Consider the following 5705-nt stretch of genomic DNA (forward strand, 5'->3'; position numbering starts at 1 on the left):
TTGGGATACGGGCTTTGACCCGTCGAGGCGGCTGCTCGGTTACCGGATCGCCAAAAGAACAAGGCCGGTCCCTTTCGGGAACCGGCCTTGGGTGTAAATGCCCAGCGATGACCTACTCTTGCATGGCTTAGGCCACACTACCATCGGCGCATGTGCGTTTCACTTCCGAGTTCGGGATGGGATCGGGTGGTGCCACACCGCTATTGTCACTGGACAAGGGGGTGGAGTCGCGCCTGCGGCGCGGACTCTCATGGGTTGGGACGTAGCGAGCGTGATTATTTTGGTCTGGAATGTCGTCGACGTATCGTCGAGTCCAAGGCCACTTGAGGTTATATGGTCAAGCCACACGGATCATTAGTACTGGTTAGCTCAACACATTGCTGTGCTTACACACCCAGCCTATCAACCACCTGGTCTTGATGGTTCCTTTAGGGGAGTCAAGCTCCCGGGAGATCTCATCTTGAGGCGCGCTTCCCGCTTAGATGCTTTCAGCGGTTATCGCTTCCGAACATAGCTACCCGGCAATACCACTGGCGTGATAACCGGAACACCAGAGGTTCGTCCACTCCGGTCCTCTCGTACTAGGAGCAGCCCCTCTCAAATCTCCAACGCCCATGGCAGATAGGGACCGAACTGTCTCACGACGTTCTGAACCCAGCTCGCGTACCACTTTAAATGGCGAACAGCCATACCCTTGGGACCGACTACAGCCCCAGGATGTGATGAGCCGACATCGAGGTGCCAAACACCGCCGTCGATATGAACTCTTGGGCGGTATCAGCCTGTTATCCCCGGAGTACCTTTTATCCGTTGAGCGATGGCCCTTCCATACAGAACCACCGGATCACTAAGACCTACTTTCGTACCTGCTTGATCCGTCGATCTTGCAGTCAAGCACGCTTATGCCTTTGCACACAGTGCGCGATGTCCGACCGCGCTGAGCGTACCTTCGTGCTCCTCCGTTACACTTTGGGAGGAGACCGCCCCAGTCAAACTACCCACCATACATGGTCCCCGATCCGGATTACGGACCCAGGTTAGAACGTCAAGCACGACAGGGTGGTATTTCAAGGTTGGCTCCACCCCGGCTAGCGCCAGGGTTTCATAGCCTCCCACCTATCCTACACAGACGAACTCAACGTTCAATGTAAAGCTATAGTAAAGGTTCACGGGGTCTTTCCGTCTTGCCACGGGAACGCTGCATCTTCACAGCGATTTCAATTTCACTGAGTCTCGGGTGGAGACAGCGCCGCTGTCGTTACGCCATTCGTGCAGGTCGGAACTTACCCGACAAGGAATTTCGCTACCTTAGGACCGTTATAGTTACGGCCGCCGTTTACTGGGGCTTCGATCAAGAGCTTCGCCTTGCGGCTGACCCCATCAATTAACCTTCCAGCACCGGGCAGGCGTCACACCCTATACGTCCACTTTCGTGTTTGCAGAGTGCTGTGTTTTTGATAAACAGTCGCAGCGGCCTGGTCACTGCGACCCCCGACAGCTATAGCTCGCATGAGCCACCATCAGGGGTGCACCTTCTCCCGAAGTTACGGTGCCATGTTGCCTAGTTCCTTCACCCGAGTTCTCTCAAGCGCCTGAGAATTCTCATCCTGCCCACCTGTGTCGGTTTACGGTACGGTCTGCGTAAGCTGAAGCTTAGGAGCTTTTCCTGGAAGCGTGGTATCGGTAACTTCGCCCTAAAGGGCTCGTCTCGCTGCTCGGCGTTAATGACCCCCCGGATTTGCCTAAGGGATCCGCCTACCTGCTTTCCCCGGGACAACCAACGCCCGGTATACCTAACCTTCTCCGTCCCTCCATCGCACTTACGCGAGGTGCTGGAATATTAACCAGCTTCCCATCGACTACGCATTTCTGCCTCGCCTTAGGGGCCGACTCACCCTGCGTCGATTAACGTTGCGCAAGGAAACCTTGGGCTTTCGGCGTGGGGGCTTTTCACCCCCATTATCGTTACTCATGTCAGCATTCGCACTTCCGATACCTCCAGCAGACTTCTCAATCCACCTTCATCGGCTTACGGAACGCTCCTCTACCGCGCATACAAAGTATGCACCCCAAGCTTCGGTTCAGTACTTAGCCCCGTTAAATCTTCCGCGCAGACCGACTCGACCAGTGAGCTATTACGCTTTCTTTAAAGGGTGGCTGCTTCTAAGCCAACCTCCTGGCTGTCTGTGCCTTTCCACATCGTTTTCCACTCAGTACTGATTTGGGACCTTAGCTGTGGGTCTGGGTTGTTTCCCTTTTCACGACGGACGTTAGCACCCGCCGTGTGTCTCCCGGATAGTACGTGCTGGTATTCGGAGTTTGCCATGGTTTGGTAAGTCGCAATGACCCCCTAGCCATAACAGTGCTCTACCCCCAGCAGTATTCGTCCGAGGCGCTACCTAAATAGCTTTCGAGGAGAACCAGCTATCTCCGGGTTCGATTAGCTTTTCACTCCTAATCACACCTCATCCCCTACCTTTGCAACGGGAGTGGGTTCGGGCCTCCAGTTGATGTTACTCAACCTTCACCCTGGGCATGACTAGATCACCCGGTTTCGGGTCTACTGCCCGCGACTATGCGCCCTTATCAGACTCGGTTTCCCTTCGCCTCCCCTATACGGTTAAGCTTGCCACGAACAGTAAGTCGCTGACCCATTATACAAAAGGTACGCAGTCACCCCGAAGGGCTCCTACTGCTTGTACGCACACGGTTTCAGGGTCTATTTCACTCCCTTCACCAGGGTTCTTTTCGCCTTTCCCTCACGGTACTGGTTCACTATCGGTCGGTCAGGAGTATTTAGCCTTGGAGGATGGTCCCCCCATGTTCAGACAGGGTTTCTCGTGCCCCGCCCTACTCGATTTCACTGAAAGAGCCTTTTCGCATACCGGGCTGTCACCGTCTATGGCCAACCTTTCCAGGTTGTTTTGCTAAAACTCAAACAGCTTAAGGGCTGCTCCCCGTTCGCTCGTCACTACTTAGGGAATCTCGGTTGATTTCTTTTCCTCCGGTTACTTAGATATTTCAGTTCACCGGGTTCGCCTTGCATGGCTATGTATTCACCATGCAATACTCCTTGCGGAGTGGGTTTCCCCATTCGGACATCGCGGGATCAATGCTTGTTGCCAGCTCCCCCACGCTTTTCGCAGGCTGCCACGTCCTTCATCGCCTCTGACCGCCAAGGCATCCACCGTGTGCGCTTATTCACTTGACCATATAACCCCAAGTCGCCTCGGGATCATACGTTGCGTGAACACAACGTCTCACTTCAAATATTAGGGCCTCTAGGGCCCCGCCTTAGCCTCTACGACACGTCATGGACATTCCGTCTCAAAACGCTCGCTACGTCCCAGTTTTCAAAGAACACGACGCGGGCCACAGTGCCCGATCGCTTCAAATCTTGAGTGTGCGCAGATTCATTCAGAGTTCGCCGGCAGCCTGGCGGCACACCGGACCACGCGATGTGGTGGGTCTGGGAGGACTCGAACCACCGGCCTCACCCTTATCAGGGGTGCGCTCTAACCACCTGAGCTACAGACCCAATGTGTCGCCTTCCCAGGAACCCGCCACCGTTGGTGGAGCTTGTCGGGATCGAACCGACGACCCCCTGCTTGCAAAGCAGGTGCTCTCCCAGCTGAGCTAAAGCCCCATGCTTCAACAGCAAAAAAGGGACGCTCCCGCATCAGCCCTGCGGCTGATCGGAACTCTGAATGCAGGTCACTTGTGCGGACGCCTGACAGGCTTTGATTACGCTGTCTTTTGTCTCTAAAGGAGGTGATCCAGCCGCACCTTCCGATACGGCTACCTTGTTACGACTTCACCCCAGTCATGAATCACTCCGTGGTAACCGTCCCCCTTGCGGTTAGACTAGCTACTTCTGGAGCAACCCACTCCCATGGTGTGACGGGCGGTGTGTACAAGGCCCGGGAACGTATTCACCGCAGCAATGCTGATCTGCGATTACTAGCGATTCCGACTTCACGGAGTCGAGTTGCAGACTCCGATCCGGACTGAGATGGGGTTTCTGGGATTGGCTCACCGTCGCCGGCTTGCAGCCCTCTGTCCCCACCATTGTAGTACGTGTGTAGCCCTGGCCGTAAGGGCCATGATGACTTGACGTCATCCCCACCTTCCTCCGGTTTGTCACCGGCGGTCTCCTTAGAGTTCCCACCATTACGTGCTGGCAACTAAGGACAAGGGTTGCGCTCGTTGCGGGACTTAACCCAACATCTCACGACACGAGCTGACGACAGCCATGCAGCACCTGTGTCACGGTTCCCGAAGGCACCCGCCCATCTCTGGGCAGTTCCGTGCATGTCAAGGCCAGGTAAGGTTCTTCGCGTTGCATCGAATTAAACCACATACTCCACCGCTTGTGCGGGCCCCCGTCAATTCCTTTGAGTTTCAGTCTTGCGACCGTACTTCCCAGGCGGCGAACTTAACGCGTTAGCTTCGATACTGAGAGCCTAATTGCTCCCAACATCCAGTTCGCATCGTTTAGGGCGTGGACTACCAGGGTATCTAATCCTGTTTGCTCCCCACGCTTTCGTGCCTCAGTGTCAGTGCTGGTCCAGGTAGTCGCCTTCGCCACGGATGTTCCTCCCGATATCTACGCATTTCACTGCTACACCGGGAATTCCACTACCCTCTACCGCACTCTAGACTGCCAGTATCCAATGCCATTCCCAGGTTGAGCCCAGGGCTTTCACATCAGACTTAACAAACCACCTACGCACGCTTTACGCCCAGTAATTCCGAGTAACGCTTGCACCCTTCGTATTACCGCGGCTGCTGGCACGAAGTTAGCCGGTGCTTATTCTTTGGGTACCGTCATGACACCGGGGTATTAGCCCAGTGCTTTTCTTCCCCAACAAAAGTGCTTTACAACCCGAAGGCCTTCTTCACACACGCGGCATGGCTGGATCAGGCTTGCGCCCATTGTCCAATATTCCCCACTGCTGCCTCCCGTAGGAGTCTGGACCGTGTCTCAGTTCCAGTGTGGCTGATCATCCTCTCAGACCAGCTACGGATCGTCGCCTTGGTGGGCCTTTACCCCGCCAACTAGCTAATCCGACGTCGGCTCATCTATCCGCGCCAGGCCCGAAGGTCCCCGGCTTTCACCCGTAGGTCGTATGCGGTATTAGCGTAAGTTTCCCTACGTTATCCCCCACGAATAGGCAGATTCCGACGTATTCCTCACCCGTCCGCCACTCGCCACCCAGAGAGCAAGCTCTCCTGTGCTGCCGTTCGACTTGCATGTGTTAGGCCTGCCGCCAGCGTTCACTCTGAGCCAGGATCAAACTCTTCACTTAAGTTTTTTGCCAGGTCCGAAAACCCAGCCAATGCTTCGAGTGCAGAGCCCGTTCCGGGCACCAAATTACTCGCTTGTCATTGCTGACATTTGAATCAAATTGTGCTCGTAACGAACGTCTGCTGATGGACAACCATCGCCACCGGCCAGACGCCCGCACAAGTCACCTGCGCACACTGTCAAAGATCATGGGAACCGGCCTCAACGCCGCGCCCCCTGCCCAGGCACCTCAGTGCCCAAGCGAGCCGCACATCTTACAGCAGATTTCCGGGCCGTCAACACCTTCTCGACACGGTTTCTGCTGCAGATCCCACCCGTTCAGGGCCGCCCCCAAAGGCCGCCCCCTCAACAGGGCCGCGCATTGTGCACATGCGCTTCACGCTTGGGAAGGGGGTGG

Annotated in this window: 2 tRNA genes and 3 rRNA genes; all 5 read right to left on the reverse strand. The window is 55.7% G+C overall.

Going from position 1 to position 5705, the window contains the following annotated elements:
- Positions 1–99 precede the first annotated feature (99 nt).
- The 5 genes from rrf to ACJQWL_RS13885 all read right to left on the reverse strand — a co-directional run bounded on the left by rrf (position 100) and on the right by ACJQWL_RS13885 (position 5309).
- Positions 100–214 (reverse strand): 5S ribosomal RNA (rrf, locus tag ACJQWL_RS13865).
- 119 nt (positions 215–333) lie between these two features.
- A 23S ribosomal RNA gene (locus ACJQWL_RS13870) occupies positions 334–3211 on the reverse strand.
- A gap of 250 nt (positions 3212–3461) precedes the next feature.
- A tRNA-Ile gene (locus ACJQWL_RS13875) sits at positions 3462–3538 on the reverse strand.
- A gap of 32 nt (positions 3539–3570) precedes the next feature.
- Positions 3571–3646: transfer RNA gene (locus tag ACJQWL_RS13880), tRNA-Ala, on the reverse strand.
- A 118-nt stretch (positions 3647–3764) separates the two neighbouring features.
- Positions 3765–5309 (reverse strand): 16S ribosomal RNA (locus ACJQWL_RS13885).
- Together the 16S, 23S and 5S rRNA genes with 2 tRNA genes alongside form the textbook arrangement of a ribosomal RNA operon.
- Between the last annotated feature and the right edge of the window lie 396 nt (positions 5310–5705).

The organism is Novilysobacter viscosus (assembly GCF_046600715.1).
GTDB classification, from domain to species: domain Bacteria; phylum Pseudomonadota; class Gammaproteobacteria; order Xanthomonadales; family Xanthomonadaceae; genus Lysobacter_C; species Lysobacter_C viscosus.